The organism is Acidobacterium sp. FHG110202_01, from assembly GCF_059115305.1.
The window spans coordinates 418,585-445,338 of the sequence record NZ_JBZYWJ010000004.1 but is presented as its reverse complement, the minus strand read 5'-3'; the positions used below and the strand labels follow the sequence as shown (position 1 = coordinate 445,338).

The following is a 26,754-nucleotide window of genomic DNA, read 5'->3' as shown; positions in this document are numbered from 1 at the left end:
CGTGTACGAGGCAATTGGAAGAAGTGGCCGGCTGTATTCATATTGGCAAATGTAATGGCATTCTGCCTGTCATATGTTTTCGCGGACCCGCTTACGCCGGCAGAGATGGAAGAAGGCTGGTTACGCCTCTTTGACGGAACATTGTCCGGATGGAATGGGGGCGGCGATTGGCAGACAAAGGACGACATGCTGTCGTCGGACATGGGTTTCACCCGCCACATTATTACGGCATATCCATTGGCCGACTTTATTTTGAAGTTCGATTACCGCATCAATGCAACTCCTTCAAGCGCCGCATTGCGTATTCGTACAAGCCACGACGGCGAGCCCGCCGAAAGCGGTTATCGCATTCCGCTGTCTGACTCAGTAAAAGACTGGCCGGCAGGAAGCGTCGTCAACCGTAATGCCGCACAGCCTGCTCCTGTATCTCTGAACACATGGCACAGTGTCACCGTAGAGGCAAATGGCAGCCATATCAAAGTAGAAATCGACGGCCGTACAACAACTGATATCCACGATGACGCTGTCCATGCCGGATATATCGAATTTGAATCAGCGCGCGGAGCAGGGCTTGATCTGCGGAATCTGCGCGCAAGACCGCTGGACGTAAAACAGGTATTTGACGGAACAGACTTGTCCGGCTGGAAAAATATCCCTTACCAGCATCAGCCCGGCAAAGGTCTGTTTCATGTCTTTGGCGGTGGAAACAGCAAGCCGCATAGTGCCGACTGGAGCGTGAAAGACGGCGCGGTGCATGGAGAAAAAGGTCCTGGCGCGATCGAAAGTGGAACACAGTATGACAATTTCATCCTCAGGTTCAGAGCCACCGCAAACGTCGATGCCAACAAGAAGGATGCCTATCCCGCTCTCTATATCCGCAATCAAGCCGGCACCATCGGTACCGGATATCCATTAGGGATAGGATCGCATGTCGGAGAGATTGGCACGCTGGCGAAACCGCGCAAGCCTGTAGACAACAGCAATGGCAGTGTGCTCGAAACCGTTATCGCAGATGGGCGTTCATTGTTCATTTTCCTGAATGGCGCACTCGCGACCGTCTACACGGACACGCGCCCTGAGGCTGCCGCGCTGCAACAAGGCGCGCGTGTTGGAGGTGGCGCTATCAGTCTTGCCATCCCGCCGGAAGCACATGCTGTTGACTTCAAAGCCATCGCTGCCGCAGCCATTCCACAGGCTGGCGGCGTAGTCAAATACGAACCGCCTGCAGTGGCAAAGGCGACGCCAGCGGCTGCCACAAGCACTAGCACTCCCACTACAACGGATACTTCCGCGCAAACAGCCCAGATCGCAGCTGCTCTTGGTGTCCCGTCTCCCCAGGTGCGTTCGAAGTCCGCTGACTTGATCAGCCGTGCGGTGAAAAGCTCCGATCCGCAGGAGCAGATGAGTCTCTATGATCAGGTCATAAAAATGGATCCAAGCAATGCTGCCGCAATTCAGGGATATAAGGAAGCGCAGCAAAAGCTGGAGCAGCAACAGGCACAGGCGCAGCAGCAGCAACAGCAACAACAGGTGCAGACGCAGACGCAAAGTGAAAAAGAACTGCAACTGCAAAGCAGCCTTGCATCCGCGCAGGCCAGCTTCCTTGGTGGACATATCAAGGATGCTGATCGCTCTCTGCGCATTGCTGAGAGGCTCGCTCCATCCAATCCTATCGTGAGTGATCTGCGGCGGCGCATCGATGCAGCAACGAATCTGCGCCATCGGCTGTTCTTTACCGGAGGCGCTGTAGGCATCGCCGCGCTCTTCGGCGGGAGCTTCTTCCTGTTCCGCAGGCGCCGACTGAGCCGTCACCCAGTGCTCGAAGTGGTGCAGGGGTTGGATCAGGGGCGCCGATATCCATTGGACCGCGATGTAGTGCGCATTGGCGCCATTGTGCAGGATGGAGGACAAAAGAACGACATCGTTGTCCGCGATGTCGAGCACATGGTCTCGCGCTTCCACTGCGAAGTGCAAAGGAAAAACGGGCATCTGCTGCTCAAGGACATGAACAGCTCAAATGGAACCAAAGTCGATGGCAAGCCTGTGCAGCCAGGAGCAGCTGTTCCATTAAGCAGACGGGCGCGCATTGATCTCGGCGGCACCGTCGTGCTTCGTCTCGGCTACGAACGCAAAAAGGCATAACATTTTATGGAGATTCGCATCCGGGCTGCGGCGGAAAGTCATGCGGGCCGCAGACGCATCAATGAAGATGCATTCGGCTTCGATCTTGAGCGAGGCCTGTTTGCCGTGTGCGATGGAGTCGGCGGCAACCGCGCGGGTGAAGTGGCAAGCAGGCTTGTGCTCGATACCGTCCTTGACCATTTTCATCCCGGAGTGAATGGGCATGGCGGCGGCTCTTCCTTGCATCGTGTAGTCCAGAAGGCCAATCACGCATTGCGCGAGGCCGCGGAGCGTGAAGCGCTCTATGCAGGGATGTGCACTACCATCGTCTCCGCGTATCTTGAAGGCAGCCGTATGTGGATTGTGCACGTAGGAGACAGCCGCGCATATCTGTTCCGCAATGGAGCTCTGCACCGATTAACCGAAGATCACTCACTGCTGGCAGAACGTCTTCGGAGCGGATTGAGCGGCCACGCGCCCGAGCTGGAAGGAATTCTGACGCAGGCTCTAGGCGCAGGAGATTTCGTCGTACCGGAAGTCACGTCAGTTCGTGTTCAAATAGGAGACTGTTTCCTCTTGGCTACCGACGGTCTGACCAAACCATTATCCAACTCGGAAATTCTAAGCACCCTGATTGCATCCATTTCGCCTGAACACGCCTGCAGCCAACTGGCAGACGCCGCCACAAGAGCTGGCAGCACCGACAACATCACATGTCTTGTTGTGGCGATTGACTAACTACAGGCCAAGATGCGCGATATGCCTGCCTGTTGTTCGTCTGTTTTTCAAGGTTTATTCAGTACTGAGCGGTAGAGATCAATGGTTTTATCAACCATGGTTTCTATAGAAAATTCTGCTGTTGCGCGTTCTCGTGCCGCATCGCCAAATCGCTTCCGAAGCTCTGCATTATCCAGTAGGCGATTCATTGCCTCTGAAAGAGCTTCCTCACTTCTGGGAGGGACCGTTATCCCAGTCTGCCCATTTAACGATACATCCGGAACTCCGGAGGCAATATCAGTATTAATAATAGGAAGGCCTGAAGCCATTGCCTCTATCTGAACAACTCCAAATGCCTCGGCACGGGTGATGGAGGGGAGCACAAATATATCTGCAGCAGAATAATATGGCGCAATCTCGTGCACATGCCCTAGCATGTGCACTTTGTTCTGCACGCCACACTCACGAATGCAAGCTTGTAACTGATCATGAAGAGGTCCGGTTCCGACCAGGAGCAATGTTCCATTCACGTTTTTCATGCTCCGGATAAGGTATTCAAAGCCTTTATATGGAACGAGACGTCCAACGGACAGGACCAGCCGTTGGCCATACTTCTGACGAACGAGCTTGCTAGCCTGACTTGAGGTTCCTTGAAAAGGGGTTAGGTCTATACCCAAGGGAATGACGTGGCACTTATGCGTCCAATTTTGTAACTCTTCGGAGGACCTCATATAACTCTTGGAAGTGACGATAATTGCCTCTGCACGGTTCATTACTTTATGAACAAATGGATCACTAAAGCGACGGAGTACTTTACGGCCTAAAGTGTCTGCATGATGGGTGACAATCACTTTCCCTTTATGGATACTTAAGAGAAATGCTAAAGCCGCACCCGGATTCGGCACGTGGATGTGCACCAGATCAGTAGGGGATTGTTTTATTATTCCTGCAAGCGAAGGGCAGATCGGCATTGATGCAATCGTTCCCAGGCAAGGAACTCTGGTTACGTATACTCCGTCGATCATTGCTTGTTGATACCGGGCAGAATGATTGGAAACAATCACTTTGACTGATGCGTGCCGTGCCTGGCGTATTGCAAGTTCACGCAGGTGTGTTTCCATTCCTCCCATATGAGGTGGGTAGAATTTTCCCAGATGAAGTATCGAAAAATCGTCGAGCATTGCCTGCTACCTGAGTATAGAGCAGAATGTGGCGATTCAATCGAGTGCAAATAGCTCGATCGGCTGGTCGGCGTAGGCTGTGTGCTCCGTCAGTCGAAATTTCCACGGGCAGAATGTCGCCGCACTGATCCCGTGTTCTTGGTAAAAGCTCGCCATCTTCGTCCAGCCTCGTGCTTCAATGCCCTCATAATGCAGATCCCAACGGGAGATTATTATAGTTATACCAGACATGCATACTGATTTTAGCCAGAATGAAGCAGTGGTCAAAAGGTACAAGGCTAAGTATAAATTCCAAGATGTGATGTTTCGCGTATTGGATGTTATAGCACATCCCTTGCGCGCGGAAGGATATAGCCAAACTTTTGTCGACAAGACTGCTATTAGAAAAATACTCGTCGTTAATGGTGGACATATTGGAGATGTTGTAATTTCGACAGCGTTGTTGCCGCTTTTGCAGAAGGCCATCCCAGGAGTCAGCATTGGCTTCTTGACAGGCACATATTCTAGTAAGGTAATTGAAAAGCACCCTAATATAGCACGCATACATTTTATAGATCATTGGTATCTAACGCGCAGCAGTCAGAGTAGGATGAGGTCAGTTTGGAACTACCATCGCCAGCGACAAAAAGTAATTCGAGAACTTCAAGCGGAAAACTACGACATAGCCATTGAGCTGCGTGCATGGTTTCCAAACTTCATTTCAGTTCTATATGAGGCACATATTCCAATTCGCATTGGCTATGATCGGGTGGGAGGTCGTCCATTATTGACGCATTCTTACAAATATCAATACGACCGCAGACACGAATTGCATCATCAATTGGATTTGCTGAAACCACTAAACTTAGATCCTGATTTAATTAAAAGCGCATGGCCCTGTCTGCCAAATATCTCCGAGGACGTTCCTGACTATATAAATGCCTTGCTTTACGACCAAAGGAAGTTTTGCATCCTGCATCCTGCCTCCAGTACCCCCACGAGGGATTGGCCGCAACAAAATTGGATAAGACTGGCCCAGAACCTCGTTGATCATGGAATTGTTCCTGTCATTACCGGAAAGGGCAGACGAGATGCGGCTATGGCTGAAGAAATATCGTCCGCTGTGCCATCAGCAATTAATCTGTGTAATTCATTGTCGTGGGAAGGCCTGGTGAGTGTAATTAGGAAAGCCGAGGTTGTTTATAGTGTCGAAACATCCATCGGACATATCGCATCGGCCTTAGGGCGGCCTGTAATCTCGATTTACGGCGGCATGGCTGATCCAATGCATTGGGCTCCGCTCGGCGCTCATATTGTGACCAATTTGCTCCCATGCCACCCCTGCTTTAGGAAACAGGGATGCTTGCATCGTTCATGCTTAACGGGGATTACCGTGGATCAGGTGGAGAGCCATAGGAAGTAGCCCGTTCTCTGCAAGTTAACGTCTTGCTTAACGTCTTGCCAAAGCTATTCTCAGTCGCTTAAGCATCTTTCCGCGCAGCAGCAGCCAAATCGCCTCCTTATTACTAATATTGCGAGACAGCAGATGTGTGCCATTTGAGACCGCAGTATAATCCAGACCAAACCGCGTGCCTAAAATCCGCAGTGATTTACGGGAAAATAAAGAGGCATGTCCATTACGTGGTGCTGCGTACCACCATGCCAGACGTGTCTGTAGTGACACTGCCGAGTCATGAATCCCGGTGCTAATTAGCACAATCAGCCGATCAGGTGAGGCTCTCTCTACAATGGCGCCTAGTGCTTTAATGGGGTCTGGTGTGTGTTCGAATACTTCAAAGGCTGAGCAAAAATTATACCTTCCAACTCGTTCTGGAACCATATCTGTGTGCCCGAATGGATCGTATGTGTCATAGGCCCAGCCTCTCTGACGGAGCAATTCAGCGGTCTTGCCATTGCCACCGCCATAATCCAAGCCAATGATCTGCCTTTTTCGACCTAAGAGAAGCGATGCTAACTCTGCTGCATTGTGCAAAGGCCGCCTGTCTAGATATTCGGGGTCAATCTTCGTATAGTCGTCATTGTAAACATAGCGCTGCCATTGCTCACTGCTGAAACCATCAAAGAAGTCGGTGAAGATAAACTGACAATCTAAGCAGATTCTGTAAAAAACTGGAATGCTGGCTAATCCTAGTGGGTACAAACTTGGAGTGCACGATTTATTGAAGTCAACAACATCGAAAAGTTTTGTTTCGCAGCCACAAATCTTGCAGGGTACCGGGATTCGTCCCGTTTCATGAAGTCTGTCAATGGCGTGATTCAGAAGATCTCTTGCCACGTTCTTTCCATCCATATTTGAGACCTCGTATTTGTGGGCGTTAAAAAATGGTTCAGATTCTTTATTGCAAGGCCGATAACAGAGCGTTTCGATAATGCAAGAACACGTAGCTGCCCGCCTCTTCTGAGTAAGAAAATAAACCCCAGGTGAACTGAGCCAAATAGAACAGGACAAGAGAATAGGATGCTAATGGCTGCCAGTTTCGATCTTTCATCCTGGCCAAGATGAGAGGGAATAGCACTATTTGAAAAATTAGAAAGAAATAGGCTAATCGTGTGAGATCTCCAAAGTCGCGAGTCAAATTTAAAATGATGACGCCAAACACAAAAAGATTTAATGGAATATGGGAGGTGCTCTTATCTTGCCTGGGAGTCTGCCAATGGATAAAACACATGGCCAGGAGCGTGTAAATCAGAGATTTTAGAAACTGGCCCGATCCTGCTAAACTCGTTTGAAGTTCTAAAAATATATTGATGTACGCCTGATACTTAGCAGGCAGGAAAGGGTATGCTGTTATCTGTATTAAATATATCAATACAGAAGTAGGGATGAGTAGACTTAGAACGATAAAAAATAAATAGGTGGTAAATGAATAGGTTTTCTTTATTATTTTTTGCGATATGAATAATATTATCCAATATATGATTGCGGAATAATGGAATGAAACCGATAATGCTGCAAAAATCAGACATTTCAGGGTTCTAAACTTTATATCGCTTCGTCCTAATAGACTCGTTGCGTAGAAGGCAATAGCAGCAGCGCTTACTTGCCTCATCTCAACAAACATATTGAGAAAGCAGCCAGGAAGTAGAATATAGAGTAGAAGAGGTAGCTTGATTTGATTTGTATAATTCTTGATACCCAAATAAAGAAACAACAATGTAATAAGGGTATATGTAAAAAAGAGTGCGTGATAATCGAATCCTAGCACGTTGAGCAGTTTCGAGATAAAAAAGAAAGATGGCTCAACTGAGATAGCATTCAATGCACCAACATCTTCGTACATATCTCTATATCGTTCCATGTCTGGTGTCATCACTTCTCTAAGCCCAGCAAAAAATAAGAGAAGTCCCAGTGCTGGCACGGAAAATGCTCGATTCCTTAATAGCTCGCTCTGGAGTGACAGGAAAAAATATATCGCCAGAAGAATTACATAAGGTATCAGGTGTTCAGCATTGGCGAGTAAAAGCTGCATTGTGAAGTCCCCTAAATCTCGCTAGTCTCCAAAGACATCTTTCTGATTACGCAATACTGAGATATAAGAGAAATATTTCATCAATAACGTATAGTTATTTGCGCCAATAATGCGAAGAGTCATCCTGAATAGGAAATGAATGATTTTCAGTCGATAGTCTGTTCTTGGATAAGACATGGATGTATACGATCTAGCCATATCCGTAGAATCTAAAATATGTGACCGCTTGGCCCAGGCATAAATTGACGATGAGGTGCTGAACGGGTTTTCAGAGGCAAACTTTTCAAGATTTGCCGCATACAGTGCTCGTGTCAACCAGTTTATTATCTGGCCATTATCAAACATTCCGAATGCATATGGATATTTGAATGCTTTCCTAATTCCATGAGAAATCAAGTGCTCACGATATTCTTGAAACAATTCCTTTAGCTCGGGGCGGGTTTCCAAAGTAAATTGATCCGTATACTTAGATATACGATTGCCGCCATCTACATCTATGCCGCTAAAATGAAAAAAGATCAAAGGTTGATCGTCTACCAGCCAATCGTAGCCACGTCGCCTAATAGAATGCTCGTGTAAATTCCAATAGGCAACATTGCATCCGGAGTGACGTAAAATATGTACAGCTTCAAAATAAGCGGGAACCAGGTTAATCCATTTTTGGTCTACGAATAAACCTGTTCGCGGTTCATCAAATGCCATATCTAAACACCGTTTTTCCCACCAATCCAAAAAACGCCTGCTCTCTTGAGTATCTGAAATAGCGATAAAACCAAGATTATATGTGCCTGCTACCAGCAGAGATATTTCAGACTCAGGGTTCGTTAAATTCGGAGATGTAGAGTGAGGAATTAGGATAATTGAACACTGATTTAAACAGTCAAAAATAGGATTGAGCGGTGAGTAAATATAGATGTCCGGGTCCAGATAAACCAATTGCTGTATACCTTTGTCGAGCAGGAAATGCATGAAACTCGGTTTCACATTGGTATTCAACGCAATCACGTCATATTTGAAGGCAACTGACAAAAAGTCAGGTATTTTTAGTTCATCTACAAAAACTATCTCAAAGTCGGCTGAGAGAGTTGTATCTGGAGGCAAGCGATCAACTATTAGGACATAAAATTTCCAATCGGTATGGAATTTCTGAAATGACTCATATAGCGTTCGAGCATAAGGCAGATAATTAAGAGATATAATTGTACAAATTGCTCGCGTCATTTCTATAGTTGTCCTTCTTGCAGGGTAAAGGCTGTAAGTGGGCCCGTATAAATACAAAGTAACAAGGATTTCTTAATAAAACAGATACTGCTTAGATTATTAAATCCTTAAGCATGCTATAGATACCTTGAGAGTATAGCGAGTAATTCTGGTATTCTAGTAAAACTGTCTTAAAGCGTTTAGGGCGGCTAGGGTTAAGGTTGGCTCGAAACTTGGAATGTTTAATTTTCATCTGCACTTTGGATCCAAGAGATGGAATACTTTCGAATCCTTCGATCTGCTCCTTCAGAGCCGAGAACTGATCTGCTATGAGATTATATTCTGCAGTCCCGGTAGCTCGGGCCTTCTGTATCCTCTTTTGAAGAGAGGCTGAAGGAACGCCAATCTGTTGCTCTCGATGTACTCGATAGCGGATAAAAGGTGTTGGCAGAAAAGACAGTTTTGAATAAAGGCTAATCATCCAGGCAAACCAACCATCGTGTACCCAGCATTGCGGAATGGGCAATAAACAATCCCGCAAATTCTGCCTGAACATCAGTGTTGCTCCTGTGACGACATTCCGTTTAAGAAGAACGGACGGCCAGTCGCCTTGAACCCAGGCTTGCTGTTCCGTTGGAGTGAAGAAAATAGACTTCCACAACGTTTGTCCAGTTGTTTTAGAACCATCATCCATCAATTCTCCGTCTGTAAAGATCCCTCCAGCTCCTGTGCAATTCATATACTCGGTTAGCGTTTGCAGTTTACGGGGAAGCCAATAATCATCTTGATCGCAAAGCGCAATAAAATCGCCCTCGCAGAGCACAATAGCTTTCTCGAAATTCTTCGTCGGACGCAGGTTCAATTCGTTCTCGTATATCCGGACTCTGAAGGGAGCTGTGGCTCCAAAGTCGCGCAAAATGTCAATGGTGTCGTCGCTTGAGCCATCGTCGCAAACGACAAGTTCGTACGGAAGGAGGGTTTGGCGGGCGATGCTGTCTAACTGCTCGCGGAGGTAGCGCGCGCCATTATATGTACACATTGCAATGGAAATACGTTCAGATGGCTGCACAGTTTATCCTGCCCGTCTCGAGGGTGCTCCGCTTAAGCGTGACCGCTGCAGGTTAAGAACAAGAGCCAATAATTCATTCTGCAAGGGATACCGATTGAACTCCTTATCTCTTTCCTTAACATGCCGGTTGCATGGAACGCAATTGTGACAGTGTTCCACTATCCTATCTCAACAGGCACGCTGCTCTTACGCAGGCGTAGCAGTCTGAAAATTATTGCACTAAGGCGATCCCGGTCTGCACCTGTCAGGGCGATCCAACAAATGGGCAAAAGCAGTTGCTAGATTAAATGCAGCAAGAGTACGCTAAATGAGCTACGACAAGCCTGATATCCGTCGCGCCTTGCTTCGCAAAATACGGAAAAAATCGGCTCCATCGCTGCCCTATGAAGTTATAACAGCCTCTAGAGTCCGGATAGCAGATCGCCTGACACATCGGTTTCCGCTGGTTGTTTGAGAGAGTGCCCATAGATGGCTATATAGCTGTGTGTAAGTATGTAGCAAAAGCTGGAAGCGAAGTTGAAAAAGATGGCTTCGCGCGTCGTTCTGACTCCGATAATAAGAAAAAATCCGACCTGGACGAGCAAAATCAGTGCCAATTCCAGGATAGTTCCTCTCCAGAATATCCATTTGCGCGAACGGTTCATAATCCACATCAGGCCTGCGACATAATTTATACAAGCTGTGGTAATCACCCACCCTGTCAAGTTTTCAAGCGTGTGATACTTGGGGCCCAGTATCCAGATGAAAGGACTAGGGAATAAAAATGAAAATAGGCTGAGAATGGCGGTAGCCAATATTCCCCCGGTCAGCAGTTTCAGATATGTCGCTCGCAGCCTGGCTCTGGGCAACCGAGCCACATATGGCTCAACTATCACAATGTTGAAGGTCATGAAAACCATGGATATCTGGCCCAGTCGACCGAGGGCTGCAACTTGCGCAATGCTAGTGGTAGAGCCGAAAATGCTGATTAGAAAAAGGGAAATCCGATCCTGAAATGCTCCAAGCATTATGACTGGGGCTGCGGGCAGAATATACCGTATCATCTCCTTTTCAGTACTCGGATCATTATGATCAGGCCAATCGAAATGTTTTTTACTTGCTCTGCCGATTAGCCATCCGTTCGCTGCAATGTTTAACGCATTCAATAGGGCCGCTCCCATCGAATTCAGGGATTTCTCGCATCCGAGCGCTAGATACAGAAGGAGACGCCCAAGAGCCCCGAGCGTTTGTGGTGCGTAATAATTCTGTATGCGGCGATGCAGGAAAAGTGGAGCCGAAAAACATGAAACCTTGCCACTTGAATAGAGAGAGAGCAATACAGAAAGCAGCAGAAAGGCTTCGATCTTGATGCCCCAGCCGTGCTTATATGTGGTGAACAGGAAGGCGGCAGTTACAAGCGGAGAAGTTATCCAGAAAATTCGATCGCGCAGGTGCGTTGCAGCGCGTACGTACTTGCCAACAAGGCGGCGGTCTGCAAATTGCTCACCGACCAAAGGTATAATCGTGCTAGCCAAACCAAAGTCCATCAGGGCTGAGGCCGTGGTTTGAAGGCCAAAAGCAATTCCAAACTGGGCATATGCATCTATGCTCAGCGTTCGAACCAGATAGAGGCCTGCGAGCAGTGAAACCCCTTGCAGCGCTCCCTGTCCGAGGAAAAAGGATCCTAGAAGGCGGATTACCCTTTGAAGGCGGCTGCCGTGGTGTCGAAGACCGGACTTCATGCGTAAATAATCAAATTCTCCATGTCCCCAGCCAGGCAGCGATGCTCGTACGCGAATGGCGGAAGTCAAATTGTCGGGATACGCTTGCAAGACTATCCAGCAAAGCCTAACGCTGTCGTCAAGATAACAGATCATCAGCCCGGTTCCTCAGTGGCGTATAGAGAGTTCCGGTTGAAAATCGCTCCAACCAATACGAATGACCCTTCGAGATTTACGCTACAGGGCAATAATCGTTAAACTACATTTTTCCAGCTTGATTTGCCGGCTCTAGCGGCTGTTTTATTGAAGAGTGATATGCACGATTCTCGGTTTCCGCTTGCAGTTCTAATACCTACCTACAACCGGGTTGATACTCTCCTCCAGTGTCTGGACCATCTCGAACGTCAGACATGTAGGGATTTTGAAGTTGTGATTGTGGATGATGGAAGCACGGATGAGACCTGGCCGGCACTCCAGTCGTACGCACATAGGACCTCGTTGCATATGCGCTTTGTGCGTCAGGAGAATGTCGGTCCGGCACGTGCTCGAAATCATGCTGTTTCTTTGGCTGATTCACCTATTTGTCTAATGATAGGTGACGATATTTTTGCTGCTCCACAGCTTATTGAAGAGCATTTGAACCTACATCGATCGCATAATAGTTCAAAGGTTGCTGGACTGGGTTTGACCCGCTGGTGCGAAACAGGCCAGACCGTTACTGCTTTCATGCGCTGGATAGACCAGGAAGGAATGCAATTTCATTACGGCGAGCTATTGCGTGGTGTAAAACCCAACTGGCGGCACTTTTACACAAGTAACCTGTCAGTCAAAACGGATATGCTCAAGAAGTTTCCTTTTGACGAGTCGTTCCCGCACGCGGCCATGGAGGATATCGACCTGGGCTACCGCCTGGAGAAGGAACAGGGGCTGGAAATGGTCTTTCTCCGGGAAGCGGTGGCCTATCACCTGCATCCAACCTCGTATCTTCAGCAATGCCGTCGCATGGTAAAGGTGGGTGAGTCAGTTGCATACTTTAATTCAAAATGGCCGAATGTCATTGAACAGAAATCAAGCATCCGGACGCGTGTTCTCCATGCAGCAATTCTTTCAACCCCTTTTGCCTTGGAGGGCCTTGCAAGATTAGGCAACTGGTCGATTGGAATGGCGTGCCCGAACCGGCTCATGAACTTTGTTCTACGTTGCTACCTAGCGAAAGGTCGGGCTCACTATCTGCATAAGTCATAATAATGAACAATCATCCATCTCAGGTCGGCTCGGTTTGCGCCATCATCATCGCATATAATCCCGGGTCGGATTTGCTGCACAATGTTTCTTTGCTTAACCGCCAGGTGGATGCCATCGTCATTGTAGACAACGCATCATCGGATGCAGCCCTTTATAGAATCAACGAACTGCGAATGACGGTGCCATGCACCGTCATTCGCAATGAGAAGAATCTTGGCATCGCCGCTGCTCTTAATGTCGGCTTTTGCTTCGCCATAGAGCAAGGCTACGAATGGCTTGTCACTTTCGACCAGGACAGCAAAGTCACGGAAGGCTTCATCGATGCTTTGCTGGATGCGGCCCGCAGTTCAGCCGATATCGGAATTGTCTGTCCGACCTACATGGATCAACCTTCCAGGACAGCCATCACACTGCCAAAAACGCCTTCCGGTGAGCCGCTGACCACGATGACTTCGGGCAGCATGTTACACCGCGACACTTTTCTAAGAGTTGGACCATTTGATGAGAGGCTTTTCATCGATTCGGTTGATACAGAATACAGTTTCCGGGTCCGGTCGATGGGGCTGCATCTCGTCCAGAGCGAACGTGCAGTCCTGCTTCACTCGCTGGGGAAGCGAACCATTCACCGTTTTTTGGGAAAAAGATTAATTACGTCGAATCACAGTGCAGCTCGGCGTTACTATATGACCCGAAATCGTCTGTTCATCTTCAGCCGTTTCCCGCAAGAATCGTCCTGGCTCCGTTTTGAATTGCGCGCGATGCTCATGGAGACTGTTGGCATTGTTCTGTTCGAAAAGCACAAGCTTGCCAAACTCCGCTTTATGCTAAAGGGAGCCATCGACTACGCATGCGGCAATTGGGGCCCACAAATCCCTCTTTGAGGCTCTGGGGCAAAAGTCTGGTGGATCGCCTTCATTTTGCGCTGCATGCAGCGCCATCGGCAGGATTCGCCGAGCGTATGTGGGGTGGTGAAGTAGGGCCTTGCCTCAGCCTAGCTTAAGCTCTGCATTGATTATGCTAGCCTACAGCAATGCAACTGGTTTGGCGCTAAACGATTATAGCCAGCTCAAATTCCGGGGAGGGAAAGTTTTGCTCAATTGGGCAGCGCGATATTATCCAATTCTGCGAGTTCTAAAACAACACAACCTGTTTTCAAGGGGCTCTATATTGGAGATCGGTTCTGGGCCTGTAGGGTTGGGGAAATTCCGTAAGATACCTTTTATTGGTTGCGATCTGTCGTTTCCGTGGCAGCCACAATGGCCCATGACCCCCGTCGTTGCTTCAGCAGCAGAGCTCCCATTCGAGGACCACGCCTTCGATGCAGTAATCGCTTCCGATGTGCTCGAACATGTGCCCCCTGAATTGAGAATAACGGTGATTCACGAAAGTCTTCGCGTGACGCGCAACCTGGCGATCTTTTGTTTTCCCTCCGGCAAAGCTGCTCATGATGCGGATCGCGCCCTAAGAGAGACTTATCTGAAGAAACATCTCGAAGTTCCCGTATGGCTGGATGAGCACATGCTCGCGTCCTTTCCTGATGGCTCTCTTTTTGAGGGCCTTCCCGGCTGGAATATTTCCAAGTTCGGGAATGAGAGCATCCGGTTTCATTCATGGATGATGCGGCGAGAATTTCGCCGGTCCTTTGTCCTGGCTTCACTCGCAATTATTAAGTATGCGCCTCGGCTGCTTGAATCTCTGTTACGTTTCGCCGATGGCGAGCCGTATTATCGGCTGATCGTCGTGTTGAGCCGGCAGGCCTGATCCGTTCCCTAGTGGATCGTCTTCATTTTGCGTTGCATGTAGTCCATCAGCAGGTATTCACCTAGTGTGTGCGGAGTGGTGAAGTAGGCCTTGCCGCGGCACATGGCTGTGACCCGCTGCACGAACTGGACGAGGCCGAAGTCGGAGGCGAGCATGAAGGTGTTGATCATGATGCCGGAGCGCTTGCAGTGCGAGACTTCTTCGAGCGTCTCGCTCACTACCAGCGGGTCGAGGCCAAAGGCATTTTTGTAGATGCGGCCGTCGGGCAGAGTGAGCGCCGAGGGTTTGCCATCGGTGATCATCACGATCTGCTTCATATCCTTCTTCTGGCGATCGAGAATGCGCTGGGCCACCCGCAGGCCTTCCTTCGTGTTGGTGTAGTAGGGGCCGACCTTGACCCTCGCCAGCTGCGAGACCGGCATCTCCTCGGCTGAATCGTGGAAGAGCACAAGGGACAGGGAGTCCCCTGGGTACTGCGTGCGGATGAGGTGCGAGAGCGCCATGGCGACGCGCTTGGCCGGGGTGAAGCGGTCTTCGCCGTACAGGATCATCGAGTGCGAGCAGTCGAGCATCACCACGGTGGCGCAAGAGCTCTGGTACTCACATTGGTGGACGTGGAGGTCGTTGTATTCGAGGTTCAGGGGCAGGGAGAGTCCCTCCCGGGCGATGGCTGAGGTCAGCGTGGTTACAGTGTCGAGATTGAGCGTGTCGCCGAATTCATAGGGCTTGGAGGCGCCGATGGCCTCGATGCCGGTGGCCCAGTGGCGGGTGTCGTGGCGGCCGTAGCTTGATTTGCCCAGCGAGCCCATCAGGTCACGCAGCGTCTTGTAGCCGAGGAAGTCGAGGCTCTTGTCGGTGACTTCGAATCGAACCTCAGATTCGTTTTGGCCGACTTGTCCGGAGGAAGATGGAGATTGTACTGACTCTTGCGGGCGCTCGATGGAGATGTAGTTCTCCTGCTCCATGCGCTGGATGATCTGGTCGATCAGGTCGTCGAGCTGGCCTTCGGCGGAAAGCTCGTCGATCTTCTGCTGCATCCGTTCGTCGAACAGCTCGCCTGATTCGAGGGCCTGGCGGAGGGCCTCCCTCAGTGCCTCCATGGTCTGGTCGAGATCGCCGAACTGCGACCAGGGGTTCTGGAAGCCGGAGTCCAGGAGGAGGTCGGAGAGGGCGTTGAGCAGGTCTTCCATGCTCATCTCGCCGGCGAGGCTGCCGTCGTACTTGGTGTAGCGGACGCGCTTCATGCGCTTAGTCTGCGCTTAGTTGGGGATTGTGGCAAATGGGGGGTACCCCCCTCCCCCTATGTAGCAATTGGTTTTGTTTATTTTCAATGACTTACGAGGGGGTTACCCCCTGCTAAGTGATTGATTCTTCTATTGCTTGTGCACTACTCCAGTGTTTTCAGATATTTAGAGAGGGGTCTGTTTTAAGTATTACTTTCTTTTCAGGGCCCAGGTCTCAGAGCAGAGGGCCCAGAATTAAAAAGCCCGCTTCACAGCGGGCTTTTCCTACTCTTATTTCCAGTTTATCAATTTTCCTCATAATGTTATGCCAACTTTTTGCATTGAGTTTTTGCTTTGGTTTGTTAGGGTTGCAGGGTTTTCCGCGTGCCTGGGGGCTTGACAAGAGTTCGAGCGGGGATGGCAGGACAGGAAAGTCATTCCAAGTTGTCCCAAATACGGATCAAAAGTTATAACGAAGCCCAACGGTGACAGTGCGCCCGGTCAGGAAGTGCGTTCCTGAGAAAGTAGAGAGAAAGTTATAAAGGGCACTCGTGTTGTTGAGGTTGACGACCTCCGCGCGCACTCCCAGGCTCTGGTTTTCGTGACGAATAAGATCGTCGTCTCCGATGGACAGATCGACGGTATTGCGGACTGCGATACGCGGCGGATTCGTATCGTCGTTTTCTGTGCCTGGAGCAGGTATGCGAAGCCGTGTAGCGCTCATCGGTCCTGAGCAGGACCGCAAGGGCATAGAGACGGTGGCGAAGACTGCGCCGCAGTGAAGACCCATTTGCTGCTGCTCATCTCCAGTGAGTTGGAGAGCGGTTGGGATGTTGGGCACGGCGACGGCAACAAGTCCTCCGTCGTAGCGATACGAACTGCTGATCCATGGTCCGTGGTGGCCGAACTGATAGCGGAGGTTAAGATTCATGGCCAGGCCCTCGTCGTGATCAGGGCGAGCGACGTTGCTATAGGGAGCGCTGAAGCTGATGCCGCCGAGCTCCGGCCCAAAGAGACGCGAGCGCACATGGCTGACAGTGAGAAATCCGTTGAAACCATGCGTGGGATTCAGCGTGAGGCGCATAAGGCCGCCGTCAATCTTCGATTTGCGAAATTGCGTAGGGAAGGTGAGCGGGCTGTTCAGCAGGACATCAAAGTCGTAGGCGCCGTAAGTGAATTTCCAGAAATACTCACCGCTCAGGGAGAAATGGTTCAGAGCAGTCTCGAAGCCAGTGTTGAACTGGTTGCGATGGCCCGTGTTGAGCACTGCAGAATTGGCAGCACCGATGGAGGCGGACACTGAGCCCGGGCCGCTGGAGCTGGCTACGATCAGGTTTTCGTTATATGGCGTGATGAAAATACGCGAGTAGTTGAGATGCAAGCTGGTATGCAGAGCAGGAGCGCTGTAAACCATGCCGACTCGCGGCTGCCCGCCGTAGTTCCCGGCCAGGCCGTTGTATTTGTCGAAGCGAAGGCCGAGATCGGCAGTGAAGTCCCCGAATTTGATGAAGTCCTGCCCGAAGAGGGCCAACTGCTTGATATCGGTATACCCCTGGAAGTCATAGATTTTGCCGCCTCGGGTAAGGTCGATGCTGAGCAGGCCAGGAAGAAAGGATTTGTTCGGGGTAAGGCCGGCGGCGGCGCACTGTGAGGGATCGGTAACAGACGTGTCTGAAGATGGCGCGCCGTCCGGCCCGAGGCACGGGCTGTTGTAGGTGGGAGCTGTAATGCCTGTCGTGAATTGTTCGGCGAGAAAGGTGTGTTTGAATTCCACGCCGCCAATGGCATTGTGCCGCCCCCGATTCCAGGTCAGCTCGGAGCGTAGTCCCGCATTTGTCAAACGCCTGCCTTGCTGAAGATATGCCGGCGTGTCGGAGAAGATGTCATCCGAAGGCCGGTAGCGAATCTTATCCTGGCGCACCCAGAAATTCGTCTGGCTGAACGCATGGCTGCTGAAGGTATACAGGATCTGTGGCGCGACATTGAAGCTCACCACTGTCTGGCGCTGGTTCTGTCCGAGCGCCTGCTGGTCGAAGGTATTCGGTGTCTGGAACCAGGAGCGGCTCAGGCTGGCATTGAGCTGCAGACTGGTCTTTTCCGTTGCTTTGTAGTCGAGGCGCTCGATCAGGTTTTCTGCATTGCCGCTGGCATGAAGAGCCACAGTTTCAGGCGTGTCCAGAAAGCGGCCGCTGTTCAGCGCATCCATCGCGGTGAAGGAGCCAAATCGGGCCGTGCCGAATCCTAAATTTCCGCTTGCGGTAGAGGTTGCGTATGATCCCCGACTGAAGGCGAGCGATCCGTGGGGTGTGCGCTGATCGAGCCCTGAACGCGTCTGCGCCACAATGACCATGCTGGTTTTGTCGCCTACATCGGCTCCAGGAGCGCCTTCGCGCACCTCTACTGATTGCAACGCGTTCAAGGAAACCTGAGTGGAGAAAGTGCGGCTCTGCTGATCGGTGACAGGTTGTCCGTCCACGACGAAAGAGGCTTCCGCGTGATCGCCGAGGGGATGGAAGGAGCCGTTTGAATCGGCCGCGACTCCAGGAGCCGTCAACGTAACAAGGGAGCTGAAGGGCGAGCTTACGCTCTGGGCCGGCATGCGATCGATCTGCTCTGCCGTGATATCGACGTGTGCCGGTTCGGTGGGATCGTTATTTGAGGCGTTCACTGTGATCTCGGTCATGGCGGCTGCAGTCGACAAAGAAATGTTCAGATGGATAGGGACTCCCTGATATTTCACCTGCTGCGTGCTGGTTGCGAAGCCGGGAGCTTCGACGTTGACGCGATAATCGCCCGTGCTCAATTGCAGGAAGAGAAAACTGCCCTGAGAGTCAGTGATTGCATCTCGCTGCGCTCCGCTTCTGATGAAAGTCAACGTCACTCTTGCGCCCGGCAGCACCGCGCTGCTCGGATCGGTCACAATGCCGGAAAGCGCAGTCGCGGCTCCGCTTTGCGCAGGCAGATGAGGAACAGCAGCCGAGGCCATAAGCAATGCGAAGGCAAAGTGAATCAGCTGTTTTAACTGCAGTTTCATGATTGGCCCCCAGTTGCAATGCCTGCAGAAGCAGAGTGGTGGTTTGCCTGCGAAATGCACGCCGTCTCTTAAATTCAGTATGCCATAGTAAATTAACCATAGTTAATTATATTTTGATTGCTAATGTTAATTGAAGGTTTGGGATTGATGAGGATTCGGGCACAAGAAGGCCTCGCACGCTTTTCGCGGACTGGTCAGGGGCGCGCGTCGCGTCTGAGAAGCCCAGGCTATTCGGACGGTTTTATGACTGTTTCAATCAGCGAGCTGGCTTGGCTCCCAGAAACTTCCGCCCTGTGACGGGAACCACAGGACGGGGAGTTTCTGGTGAAGTTTTTATTGGGAGACCGGAACAACCGGCAGTGAGATATAGCTGGCTTTTCCCGGTTCATGCCAAATACGCTGAGTCGCTTTGATGAAATCCGACGGCTGCGCATTGAAGATGTTGGGCACGAAGGTCTGCGGGTTACGGTCATAGAGCGGGAACAGCGAGGACTGTATCTGCACCATGATGCGATGTCCGGGCAGGAAAGTATGGTCTACGTTCGGCAGCGCGAATTTATATTCGAGCGGCTGGTTGGATGCGATCGCCTCGGGATGGGAGAAGCTGGTGCGGTAGCGGCCACGAAAGATGTCGATGCCGAGCGGCAACTCATAACCGCTCATGTCGGCTGTTACGCCCAGCGTGCCCGGGAAGGTCCCTGCAGCGTCGAGCCTCGGGGACTGATCGATAGGGTAGACATCAATCAGTTTCACCACCCAGTCGGAGTCTGTTCCGCTGGTAGAAGCGATGAGGTGCGCGATGGGCTCGCCGGCAAGCTTCATCGGCTCGGTCAATGGAGCAGTCTCGTAAGTCAACACATCGGGACGTCCGTCGACGAAGCGCTGGTCGGTGAGCAGCCATGTGCGCCAGCCACTTCCTTCTCCCTCCACCGGGCGCGGACGGTAAGGCACAGGTTTGGCAGGGTCGGCGACGTACTGATCGTAGTGATCGTCCTTCGCCCTGGGCTTCGGAGCGTCGAAGCTCAACTTGCCATCGGCGTCGAGATAGAGCTGCTTCGCGGGAATGCTGCAGCCTTCTTCGCAACTCACCGGCCACTTCTGCAGTCTGTCCCAGTGGTCGGCGCCGGTGTCATAGACCCACACCGGCGGCGTGTCGGCTTTAGGCGAGCCTGGCTTCAGATACTGGTTGAAGAACGGCAGCAGCATATCGCGGCGCCATTGCTCGGCGGTGTCAGTAGCCCATGCAAAAGGCCCGATGGCCCGGCCCTGGCGGTTGATCTGCGAGTGGAACCACGGGCCCATGACGAGATAGTTCATAGTGTTGGCGGTGTCTTTCGGCTCCCAGGCGCGGTAGCTATGGTTCGCCCCATACATGTCCTCCTGGTCCCACAGGCCCTGCTCCCACATGGTAGGAACGGTCAGCTCGGTCTTCGCGATCAATTTGTCCAGCGCCTGCGCCTGCCAAAAGCCGTCGTAGCTGGGATGGTTCTCGATGTCCTTCCAGAAGGGAAGCTGGTCCATGTCGCGTGACCGCGCGAAGTTGCCTGCCGTACCTGCTTCAAGGAAGTTGGTGTAGTCATCGCCGGGATGCGGGACGGAGATACCTGAGCCGCGGCGAGTGGTCTGCCCCAGGACATAGTCGATGTTGGGCACGCGGAATGCTCCATAGTGGAACCAGTCGTCGCCCATCCAGCCATCCACCATGGGGCTCTCCGGCGCAGCGACCTTCAGCGCAGGATTGGGATGCAGCAGCGCCATGACAACGGTGAAGCCTTCATACGAGCTTCCGATCATGCCTACGCGGCCGTTCGATGCGGACACATTCTTTACCAGCCAGTCGATGGTGTCCCACGCGTCGGTGGTATCGTCAGCGCCAGAATTGTTGTAGCCCGAACCGAGCGGCGGCGGGGTCATCAGATAGGCACCCTCGGAACCGTATTTGCCACGCACATCCTGATAGACACGAATGTAGCCAGCCCGCACGAAGTTCTGGTCGGAGATCGGCAGCGCATCGACCAGGTGCATTGCATTGGGTGTGCCAATCCGGTGCGCGGCGTCGTAAGGCGTGCGCGTGAGAACGATGGGCGCATCGTGTGCGTTGTTGGGAATCCAGATCACGGTAAACAGCTTCACGCCATCGCGCATGGGGACCATCGCTTCGCGCCGGGTGTAGTCGAGATCCGCGGCCGGAGCTTTGTAGTTTACATTCAGGTCGTCGGTATAGGGCTTTTGCTGTGCATGAACTGCAGCCGCCGCGGCAAGTACAACGAGGCCGAGTGTCAATGCGTTCTTCATAAGGTCTCCATTTAGAAGTGATTCAGTGCAGAAAGCTTTGCGCCGGATGTAACCAGTATGCAAGACAAAGCTTTTTCCAACCATAATTTACTGCCCGGATTGCATGCTGCGGCTCTCTCTTTCCGAAAAAGATGGGCGAAAAATGACTATCTGCCTCCGTTTACTTTTGATACAACAATCGGACACTTGTTTTTGGAGACTGAAATTGCGCTTCAAGAAAGTCCTAATGATTTCCATGCTTATGCTTTTTGCCATAGCGAGCAGGCCTGCTCATAGTGAAACCGTATTTTGCTCGGCTCCTGAAAACAGGCAATTCGATTTCTGGGTGGGCGAATGGGACGTGTATGACGTCAAGAGCTCATCGAAAGTGGCGTATGCGCGCATCGACCGCATCCTTGATGGATGCGTTATCCATGAACGGTACGAGCGGAAGAGCAAGAGCCTGATCGGCGAGAGCTTCAGTATTTACGACGCGTCCACAAAGATGTGGCGGCAGAGCTGGGTCACCAACCAGGGCGAAAACCTCATCATCGAAGGCTCGCTTCAGGATGGGAGCATGGTCCTGACAGGCGCGGACCACGCCAATCGGGTCCTCGAGCGCACGATATGGAAACCGGTGCACGAAGGCGTGAGAGAAACCGCTGTGACTTCCCCGGATAACGGCAAAACGTGGCAGCCTTTGTTCGATCTTTTATTCCGCCCTATAGAGAAACAGTGATTTCACACATAGGACAGGATGGATTTTTCGAAAAGTATAATCAACGTTTATGCCGGTGATTTCCGTTACCCGCTTACGCGTCCGGTCATGGCGATATTTTCCGTCTTTTATCTTTTTTGCTCTTCGCTCTTTCCGGCAAGCCAGGAATTCTCAGGGTAACCTCGCAGCGTCGTTGCTACGTGATGCCGACAAAACATTCTGGACGCGAACTGTATGGGCGACAGAATCCGCGATGAGGTCTTTCATGCTGGCTGGACCGCACGGACAAGTGATGCGATGGCTCCTGGAGTGGTGCGACGAAGCTGCTCTGGTGCATTGGGAGCAGGAAACCGATCAAGAGCCTGACTGGCAGGAAGCATACCGAAGACTGCAGCTGGACGGGCGGCGTTCCAAAGTGAACCATCCGTCTGCTGCTCACGAAAGCTTTCAAATTCGACCACCTGAACTACGCCGCGATAACAGAACCTGAGAAAGTCGCCTCCGTTGTGCGATGGGACCGACTCGTAAGGAGGAGCGGTTCATCCAGCACCTCCTTTAGCCGTTCGCGGCGCGGCATAGATGATGAAATGCATCGTGCCTGAGCTGCAAGATGGTTTTCTAATTCTCTTTGCCGGGGTTTGCCAAAGGTCTTCCTTCGCTTGCCGGAGGAACGACGCCGTTCATGCGCAGGTATTCGACGAGCTGGCCGTAGTGGTCGCGGGCGTGGGCGATGGCATACATGGCCTGTTCGGCGCGGGTGTCGTCAGGGCCGCGTCCGGCGTGTTCCCACGCATTTTCGGGAGTGAGGGTGGCGACGGCGGTGTGGGCGGCGGCGAAGGAATCCTTGAGCGCCTTTACCAGGCTGTCCTTATCAGTGAGCTTGCCGATGGCGGTCATCTTTGCGCCGAAATCACTGTCGGGTTTCTGGCCCTGTACTCCGAGATAAACAAAATAATTTGCCTGGGCGAGATGGGCGATCATCTGCCCGAAGGTGCGTACGCCTTTATAGTCGGGGCTCAGGCCGGGCTTGAACATGTCGGCGCTGGGGGCGAAGTTGTACTTGTCGGCCGGCATGGCTTCGGCAAGCGGGACAAGATCTTTTTCGAGGCCGCTGAGGGCAGTGTCGATGCTTTTTGCCGGGGATATTTTTGCTGCTGCGGAGGGTGCTTGTGCGGAGAGGGAGGCGGCAAGCAGGAGGCAACAGGCCGCCAGGGCAGTCATCGTACAGGTCCGTTTGAGGTGCATAGCTTCTCCTTTGAGAAAGCGTTGGTCAGGGAAGATCCAGTTGGCGAAGGGACTACCCACTCAAGCTATCGCTGGAGAAGGACAAAGGCAAGGGCCTGGTAAAGCGGTCCAGCCATAGAAATCTAAAACATTTTTTGAAGGGATGGAAATTTGTATTGCCTTTCGCCAGATTTGTCTGTTACTGTTCGTAGCATTATGCAGCGTAACACTACACTGAGTCACGATCCCGCCGAGCTTGGGGAGCTTGAACGCAGCACCCTGCAGCTGGTCTGGCGGCATGGAGCAAAAAACGGAGGCGTGAGCGCCGAGCAGGTGCGCGAAGAACTGGCACGTCCGCTGAAGGACTCGACCGTGCGCACGGTGCTGCGGCGTCTCGAAGAGAAAGGCTACCTGACGCACAAAGTAGAAGGCCGGACGTATCTTTACAGTCCGGCAGAAGCAAAACAGGTGGTCGCCGGGCGCGCGGTGAAGCGCATCATTGACTGGTTCTGCGACGGGTCAGTGGAAGCGCTGCTGGTGGGCATGGTGGATTCGAACGTTCTCGACAAGAAAGAGCTGCAGCGGCTCGCCGAAAGGATTGCTGCGGCGAAGAAAGGAAGGAAGTGATGACAGCCTGGGTGTTGGAGTCGGCCCTTCGTTCTCTGATGATGGCCATGGTGGTGTGGGCCGGGATCAAAACGCTGCGCGTGAGAAGCGTGGTCGCGCAGAAAACAGCATGGATACTGGTGCTCGTTGCGGCCATTGCCATGCCGCTGGTGATGCGCTGGCAATTGTGGCAACCAAAAGCGGCGGTGGTGGTGCCGATCAGGCACTTTGTCGATGAGGCTACGTCTCCGAGAGTGGCCAACAACATCACGCTGCTTCCTGCCATGGCATCGCTGCCTGCGGTGCAAAAGCAGCCCGTCATGCAGTGGAGAGATTTTGTGGCGCCGGCTTATCTGCTGATTGCCGGAATTCTGCTGCTGAGGATTGCAATCGGATTGCTGCTGAGCGCCCGCCTGTGGCGCCGCGCTGAATCCGCCTCTGTTCTCGTCGAGCCGCGGGCATCGGTGCGCATCAGCTCTGATGTTGAGACGCCGGTGACGATCGGCTCGACGATTCTGCTGCCTGCGTCCTACGAAGGCTGGGACCGTCGCAAGCTGCGCGTGGTGCTCGCGCATGAGCGCTCGCATGTGCGACAGGCGGATTTTTACCTGCAGCTTGCGGCAGGTTTGTATACCGCGATCTTCTGGTTCAGTCCGCTGGGGTGGTGGCTGAAGAAGGAGCTTTCTGATTTAGGAGAAGCCATCAGCGACCGCGCCGCGCTGCGCGAATCGGAAGAGGCAGACCGCACTCACTACGCTGAGCTGCTGGTGGAATTCGCTGCAATGCCCAGACGCACAATGGCCGGAGTGGCGATGGCGCGCGTGAGCAATATCCGCCGCCGTGTCGACCGGCTGCTGACGGAGCAGAAGTTTCGCAGCGCGTTTACGACGTGCAGGTGGCATCTGGCATCTGCCGCCGTGCTGGTTCCGGCTGCACTGGTTGCTGCCGTGACCCTGGTACGCGTGCAAACTGCGGATGCAATGAAGCTGCCCGTATTTCCATTAAATATGCCTTCTATGGCTGCGGTTCCGGTATCGGCTTCGATTCCGGTGCGGGTTCTGGGGCACGCTGCCAATTTCCTGAGTCGTGCGCAGGAGCAGTCGACGACAGGGGATTCAGGGCACAGCACATCCTATGCTTATATCGGAAGCGATGTGCAGGATTCCTATGCAGTAGTGAGTGGGGATTCGACGAATATCAAAAGCTCGTGGGATTCACGCAATACGGTGGATCAAGTGAGAAAGAAAATCCATGGAGACTTTATCTGGTTTGCACGGGATGGGAAGTCGTATGTGATCGAGGACTCCGCGCTGGTGAAGCAGGCGAAAGACTATTTCCGGCCTGTAGAGGAATTGGGGCGCAGGCAGGGAGAGCTTGGTGAGCAGCAAGGACGTCTTGGAGAAGAGCAGGGGCGCCTTGGCCAACAGCAGGCCACAGTATCAACACAGATGCCCGATGTTTCCAAAGAGATGGCGAGCCTTGAAGCAACCCTGCAACGGCTGAAGCAGCAGTCGGAAATAAAACAGGAAGATATTGCCGCGTTTCAAGGAAAACTGGCAGACCTGCAAGGCCGCCTGGGTGATTTACAGGGCAGGCTGGGAAGCAAGCAGGCGGAGTTTGGCGCGCAACAGGCAAAGCTTGGTGAGCAGCAGGCAAAGCTCGGGGCGCAGCAAGCCGAATTAGGCAGGCAGCAGGCGGCGCTTTCCAGGGAGGCTGATCAAAAGATGAAGGCCTTGATTGATGGCGCTCTGCAGCAGGGAAAGGCGAAGCCAGTCGAGTAGGACTACTCCATTCAAACCAATGGAAGGCTTGAATGGAGCATCCCGTACTTTGGACAGGTCCCTCCCAGGTTAGCTACGCGAACCTGGGGCACCCATTCATGCGGCTACCGACGCGAACAGCAGGTCCTTCGCTTCGCTCAGGATGACAATATATATGCAGAACTGGCGGAAGCATTCTGTTTAGTGAAACAGCGACAAGTCGATGGCTTCGCCCATGGCTTTGTATCCTGCATCTTTCGGGTGCAGGTGGTCTCCGGAATCATAGGCGGGATTGAACATGTCGTTATGCGCGGGGTCCTGCGTGGTCTTGTCGAAGTCGACTACGCCGTCGAAGATGCTGCTGGTCCTGATGAAGTGGTTGTAGGTCTGGCGAACCTGCTCGCCTTCCGGTCCTGAGTAGCCCGCTCCCATATAAGGAGTGAGCGTTGCGCCGAAGACCTTGATGCCGTGCTGATGTGCGCGCGTAACCAGCTGCGTGAGTCCGAAGATGAGGTCATCGGCGGTGATCATGTCGGCGGGAATCTCAGGCCGCTTAAGCCGGCCGATGTCGTTGATGCCTTCAAGGATGATGAGGTACTTGACGCCGCTCTGCGCGATTACGTCGCGGTCGAAGCGGGCGAGAGCGCTCGGGCCGGTTCCGTCATGCAGAACGCGATTGCCTCCGATGCCCTGATCCAGCACGCCAAGGTGTGCGGTGCGCTTGTCGGCCTGCAGGCGCGCGGCGAGCACGTCAGGCCAGCGGTGATTGGCGTCGCGCTGGGAAGCCGCTCCGTCGGTGATGGAGTCGCCGAAGGCAACAATGGATGCTGCGTGATCGGATGCTCTGGTGCTGACATCAATTCCTTTTACGAAGCACCACGAGTAAACCGGATTGGCATTTTCCGCGGCAGGAGCGGCTGTGGCATCGCCTTTCAAGATGTAGTTGGTGGCGTCGGCGAAGGAATGGCAGCTCATGTTTCTGACGTGCTGCTCGGGCAGATACACGCTGACGGCAAGATCGGAGAGCGGCGCAGCCTGTATGGAAACAGGATCGCTCAGGATGAATGCTCCCGGAGGAATGATGGCCGATGGTTTTCCATTAAAGGTGAGCGCGTGGTCGGTCCCGGATTGCACCGCGCCTCCGCCGGCGCTGACGGCGACGTGTGCCGCGCCGATGGTGAGAGGGTCGGTGCCGAATTCATTGGTTAACTGTACGCGGATGGAACTTCCGCCAAGGCTGATGTGGACGATGTTGCGATAAGTGGAGTTTCCGGGAGCGATCTGGCCGGGATTGACCGCCTGCATAACCGGCGAGGCGGCCCAGGTTCCAACCCAGTTTTCTGAAGTTTGTGCGAGTGCCGTGAAGCTTGAGAGAGCGATGAGTGCAGAGACAAGGGTGGTCCTTCGCATTGTGGTCCTTTCCAGAAAAAGTGAAGCAAGGTTCCAGCATA

22 protein-coding genes are annotated in these 26,754 nt (G+C 52.4%); 11 read left to right on the top strand and 11 right to left on the bottom strand.

Features of this window, described 5'->3' with window-relative positions; translation table 11 throughout:
• Positions 1-54 precede the first annotated feature (54 nt).
• Together AC5S16_RS10890 and AC5S16_RS10885 are read left to right on the top strand one after the other, a co-directional pair.
• A complete protein-coding gene (locus AC5S16_RS10890; protein WP_493930085.1) occupies positions 55-2,142 on the top strand; it encodes a 3-keto-alpha-glucoside-1,2-lyase-like domain-containing protein in 2,088 nt (695 codons plus the stop codon).
• 6 nt (positions 2,143-2,148) lie between these two features.
• On the top strand, positions 2,149-2,859 hold the full coding sequence (locus tag AC5S16_RS10885; protein WP_493930084.1) for a PP2C family protein-serine/threonine phosphatase: 711 nt from the start codon (positions 2,149-2,151) through the stop codon (positions 2,857-2,859).
• Positions 2,860-2,906: 47 nt separating this feature from the next.
• Here AC5S16_RS10885 and AC5S16_RS10880 read toward each other — a convergent pair whose 3' ends face one another.
• Complete coding sequence (locus tag AC5S16_RS10880; RefSeq protein ID WP_493930083.1) at positions 2,907-4,019, bottom strand: glycosyltransferase; 1,113 nt, start codon at positions 4,017-4,019, stop codon at positions 2,907-2,909.
• 229 nt (positions 4,020-4,248) lie between these two features.
• Here AC5S16_RS10880 and AC5S16_RS10875 point away from each other — a divergent pair, with 229 nt between their 5' ends.
• Positions 4,249-5,421, top strand: a complete 1,173-nt coding sequence (locus AC5S16_RS10875) for a glycosyltransferase family 9 protein (protein WP_493930082.1) — start codon at positions 4,249-4,251, stop codon at positions 5,419-5,421.
• 27 nt (positions 5,422-5,448) lie between these two features.
• On the opposite strand, the gene AC5S16_RS10870 is transcribed toward AC5S16_RS10875, so the two are convergent.
• The 5 genes from AC5S16_RS10870 to AC5S16_RS10850 form a co-directional block, all read right to left on the bottom strand.
• A complete protein-coding gene (locus AC5S16_RS10870) occupies positions 5,449-6,294 on the bottom strand; it encodes a class I SAM-dependent methyltransferase (protein ID WP_493930081.1) in 846 nt (281 codons plus the stop codon).
• A gap of 61 nt (positions 6,295-6,355) precedes the next feature.
• Complete coding sequence (locus AC5S16_RS10865; RefSeq protein WP_493930080.1) at positions 6,356-7,489, bottom strand: EpsG family protein; 1,134 nt, start codon at positions 7,487-7,489, stop codon at positions 6,356-6,358.
• A 21-nt stretch (positions 7,490-7,510) separates the two neighbouring features.
• Positions 7,511-8,710: a group 1 glycosyl transferase gene (locus AC5S16_RS10860; protein WP_493930079.1), complete on the bottom strand. Its 1,200-nt coding sequence runs from the start codon at positions 8,708-8,710 to the stop codon at positions 7,511-7,513.
• 91 nt (positions 8,711-8,801) lie between these two features.
• Positions 8,802-9,758, bottom strand: coding sequence for a glycosyltransferase family 2 protein (locus AC5S16_RS10855; protein ID WP_493930078.1), 957 nt, complete (start codon positions 9,756-9,758; stop codon positions 8,802-8,804).
• 401 nt (positions 9,759-10,159) lie between these two features.
• A complete protein-coding gene (locus AC5S16_RS10850) occupies positions 10,160-11,614 on the bottom strand; it encodes a lipopolysaccharide biosynthesis protein (RefSeq protein ID WP_493930077.1) in 1,455 nt (484 codons plus the stop codon).
• Between the two features lie 159 nt (positions 11,615-11,773).
• Between AC5S16_RS10850 and AC5S16_RS10845 the strand changes: the two genes are divergently transcribed.
• The 3 genes from AC5S16_RS10845 (at position 11,774) to AC5S16_RS10835 (ending at position 14,464) form a co-directional block, all read left to right on the top strand.
• Positions 11,774-12,703 carry a glycosyltransferase family 2 protein gene (locus AC5S16_RS10845; protein ID WP_493930076.1) on the top strand — a complete coding sequence of 310 codons (930 nt, stop codon included), beginning with the start codon at positions 11,774-11,776 and terminating at the stop codon, positions 12,701-12,703.
• A gap of 2 nt (positions 12,704-12,705) precedes the next feature.
• Positions 12,706-13,584 carry a glycosyltransferase family 2 protein gene (locus AC5S16_RS10840; RefSeq protein WP_493930075.1) on the top strand — a complete coding sequence of 293 codons (879 nt, stop codon included), beginning with the start codon at positions 12,706-12,708 and terminating at the stop codon, positions 13,582-13,584.
• 133 nt (positions 13,585-13,717) lie between these two features.
• Complete coding sequence (locus AC5S16_RS10835) at positions 13,718-14,464, top strand: class I SAM-dependent methyltransferase (protein WP_493930074.1); 747 nt, start codon at positions 13,718-13,720, stop codon at positions 14,462-14,464.
• A gap of 8 nt (positions 14,465-14,472) precedes the next feature.
• On the opposite strand, the gene AC5S16_RS10830 is transcribed toward AC5S16_RS10835, so the two are convergent.
• The 3 genes from AC5S16_RS10830 to AC5S16_RS10820 form a co-directional block, all read right to left on the bottom strand.
• Positions 14,473-15,708: a vWA domain-containing protein gene (locus AC5S16_RS10830; protein ID WP_493930073.1), complete on the bottom strand. Its 1,236-nt coding sequence runs from the start codon at positions 15,706-15,708 to the stop codon at positions 14,473-14,475.
• 439 nt (positions 15,709-16,147) lie between these two features.
• Positions 16,148-18,721, bottom strand: a complete 2,574-nt coding sequence (locus tag AC5S16_RS10825; protein WP_493930072.1) for a TonB-dependent receptor — start codon at positions 18,719-18,721, stop codon at positions 16,148-16,150.
• Between the two features lie 333 nt (positions 18,722-19,054).
• A complete protein-coding gene (locus tag AC5S16_RS10820) occupies positions 19,055-21,016 on the bottom strand; it encodes a CocE/NonD family hydrolase (protein ID WP_493930071.1) in 1,962 nt (653 codons plus the stop codon).
• Positions 21,017-21,073: 57 nt separating this feature from the next.
• Here AC5S16_RS10820 and AC5S16_RS10815 point away from each other — a divergent pair, with 57 nt between their 5' ends.
• Genes AC5S16_RS10815 through AC5S16_RS10805 form a run of 3 tightly spaced genes read left to right on the top strand, consistent with a single transcriptional unit; the run spans position 21,074 to position 22,203 of the window.
• Entirely contained in the window at positions 21,074-21,292 is a 219-nt protein-coding gene (locus AC5S16_RS10815; protein WP_493930070.1) for a hypothetical protein, read from the top strand.
• Entirely contained in the window at positions 21,243-21,734 is a 492-nt protein-coding gene (locus AC5S16_RS10810) for a hypothetical protein (RefSeq protein ID WP_493930069.1), read from the top strand. Before AC5S16_RS10815 ends, AC5S16_RS10810 begins: the two co-directional genes overlap by 50 nt.
• 49 nt (positions 21,735-21,783) lie before the next feature.
• The gene (locus AC5S16_RS10805; protein ID WP_493930068.1) at positions 21,784-22,203 is read left to right on the top strand and encodes a DUF3291 domain-containing protein; all 420 of its coding nucleotides are present in this window, start codon (positions 21,784-21,786) and stop codon (positions 22,201-22,203) included.
• Positions 22,204-22,331: 128 nt separating this feature from the next.
• On the opposite strand, the gene AC5S16_RS10800 is transcribed toward AC5S16_RS10805, so the two are convergent.
• Positions 22,332-22,958 (bottom strand): DinB family protein, encoded by a 627-nt coding sequence (locus AC5S16_RS10800; RefSeq protein ID WP_493930067.1) that lies wholly within the window; start codon positions 22,956-22,958, stop codon positions 22,332-22,334.
• 195 nt (positions 22,959-23,153) lie between these two features.
• Here AC5S16_RS10800 and AC5S16_RS10795 point away from each other — a divergent pair, with 195 nt between their 5' ends.
• Both AC5S16_RS10795 and AC5S16_RS10790 read left to right on the top strand, forming a co-directional pair.
• Positions 23,154-23,564 (top strand): BlaI/MecI/CopY family transcriptional regulator, encoded by a 411-nt coding sequence (locus AC5S16_RS10795; protein WP_493930066.1) that lies wholly within the window; start codon positions 23,154-23,156, stop codon positions 23,562-23,564.
• Complete coding sequence (locus AC5S16_RS10790; RefSeq protein ID WP_493930065.1) at positions 23,564-25,324, top strand: M56 family metallopeptidase; 1,761 nt, start codon at positions 23,564-23,566, stop codon at positions 25,322-25,324. The genes AC5S16_RS10795 and AC5S16_RS10790 overlap by 1 nt, the downstream gene beginning before the upstream one ends.
• Positions 25,325-25,504: 180 nt before the next feature.
• Here AC5S16_RS10790 and AC5S16_RS10785 read toward each other — a convergent pair whose 3' ends face one another.
• Entirely contained in the window at positions 25,505-26,713 is a 1,209-nt protein-coding gene (locus AC5S16_RS10785; RefSeq protein WP_493930064.1) for an SGNH/GDSL hydrolase family protein, read from the bottom strand.
• Between the last annotated feature and the right edge of the window lie 41 nt (positions 26,714-26,754).

Excerpts from the sequence above, each read along its gene's own strand:
- AC5S16_RS10825 (WP_493930072.1), bottom strand. The coding sequence starts at position 18,721 with ATGAAACTGCAGTTAAAACAGCTGATTCACTTTGCCTTCGCATTGCTT.
- AC5S16_RS10865 (WP_493930080.1), bottom strand. The coding sequence starts at position 7,489 with ATGCAGCTTTTACTCGCCAATGCTGAACACCTGATACCTTATGTAATT.
- AC5S16_RS10820 (WP_493930071.1), bottom strand. The coding sequence starts at position 21,016 with ATGAAGAACGCATTGACACTCGGCCTCGTTGTACTTGCCGCGGCGGCT.
- AC5S16_RS10860 (WP_493930079.1), bottom strand. The coding sequence starts at position 8,710 with ATGACGCGAGCAATTTGTACAATTATATCTCTTAATTATCTGCCTTAT.
- AC5S16_RS10875 (WP_493930082.1), top strand. The coding sequence starts at position 4,249 with ATGCATACTGATTTTAGCCAGAATGAAGCAGTGGTCAAAAGGTACAAG.
- AC5S16_RS10885 (WP_493930084.1), top strand. The coding sequence starts at position 2,149 with ATGGAGATTCGCATCCGGGCTGCGGCGGAAAGTCATGCGGGCCGCAGA.
- AC5S16_RS10785 (WP_493930064.1), bottom strand. The coding sequence starts at position 26,713 with ATGCGAAGGACCACCCTTGTCTCTGCACTCATCGCTCTCTCAAGCTTC.
- AC5S16_RS10805 (WP_493930068.1), top strand. The coding sequence starts at position 21,784 with ATGCCGGTGATTTCCGTTACCCGCTTACGCGTCCGGTCATGGCGATAT.
- AC5S16_RS10815 (WP_493930070.1), top strand. The coding sequence starts at position 21,074 with ATGCAAGACAAAGCTTTTTCCAACCATAATTTACTGCCCGGATTGCAT.
- AC5S16_RS10840 (WP_493930075.1), top strand. The coding sequence starts at position 12,706 with ATGAACAATCATCCATCTCAGGTCGGCTCGGTTTGCGCCATCATCATC.
- AC5S16_RS10835 (WP_493930074.1), top strand. The coding sequence starts at position 13,718 with ATGCTAGCCTACAGCAATGCAACTGGTTTGGCGCTAAACGATTATAGC.
- AC5S16_RS10795 (WP_493930066.1), top strand. The coding sequence starts at position 23,154 with ATGCAGCGTAACACTACACTGAGTCACGATCCCGCCGAGCTTGGGGAG.
- AC5S16_RS10810 (WP_493930069.1), top strand. The coding sequence starts at position 21,243 with ATGATTTCCATGCTTATGCTTTTTGCCATAGCGAGCAGGCCTGCTCAT.
- AC5S16_RS10845 (WP_493930076.1), top strand. The coding sequence starts at position 11,774 with ATGCACGATTCTCGGTTTCCGCTTGCAGTTCTAATACCTACCTACAAC.
- AC5S16_RS10880 (WP_493930083.1), bottom strand. The coding sequence starts at position 4,019 with ATGCTCGACGATTTTTCGATACTTCATCTGGGAAAATTCTACCCACCT.
- AC5S16_RS10800 (WP_493930067.1), bottom strand. The coding sequence starts at position 22,958 with ATGCACCTCAAACGGACCTGTACGATGACTGCCCTGGCGGCCTGTTGC.
- AC5S16_RS10890 (WP_493930085.1), top strand. The coding sequence starts at position 55 with ATGGCATTCTGCCTGTCATATGTTTTCGCGGACCCGCTTACGCCGGCA.
- AC5S16_RS10850 (WP_493930077.1), bottom strand. The coding sequence starts at position 11,614 with ATGATCTGTTATCTTGACGACAGCGTTAGGCTTTGCTGGATAGTCTTG.
- AC5S16_RS10830 (WP_493930073.1), bottom strand. The coding sequence starts at position 15,708 with ATGAAGCGCGTCCGCTACACCAAGTACGACGGCAGCCTCGCCGGCGAG.
- AC5S16_RS10790 (WP_493930065.1), top strand. The coding sequence starts at position 23,564 with ATGACAGCCTGGGTGTTGGAGTCGGCCCTTCGTTCTCTGATGATGGCC.